The following is a 254-nucleotide window of genomic DNA, read 5'->3' as shown; positions in this document are numbered from 1 at the left end:
GTATCTGTGACTGAGAAGGCTGTCGCATCTTGCGCTACACTTGTTTTCACATTATAAGTGAAGACTTCATCACGTTTCGCAAGTGTTGCAGATTCTTTGCCGTTCACATCTTTCTTGATCTCTGGCTCTTCTGGTGTTGGTGGCGTTACTGGAACTTCGTTAGAGTCTTTCGTAAAGCCTGGTTTGTTTGGTAGATCTGCCTTGTAAGCTGCCTTGTTAGGAACTTTCACAGTCTTATCTTCTGATAGGTAAGC

1 protein-coding gene is annotated in these 254 nt (G+C 43.7%); it reads right to left on the bottom strand.

Going from position 1 to position 254, the window contains the following annotated elements:
* Window positions 1-254, bottom strand: a 254-nt coding sequence (locus tag B7723_RS00055; protein WP_142357980.1) for an isopeptide-forming domain-containing fimbrial protein, incomplete at both ends; no start/stop codon positions are given.

This window comes from Streptococcus oralis subsp. oralis, assembly GCF_002096435.1.
GTDB classification, from domain to species: Bacteria; Bacillota; Bacilli; order Lactobacillales; family Streptococcaceae; genus Streptococcus; species Streptococcus oralis_AA.
Note: the sequence above shows the minus strand (reverse complement) of the source record. Positions and strands in the feature narration are given on the sequence as shown.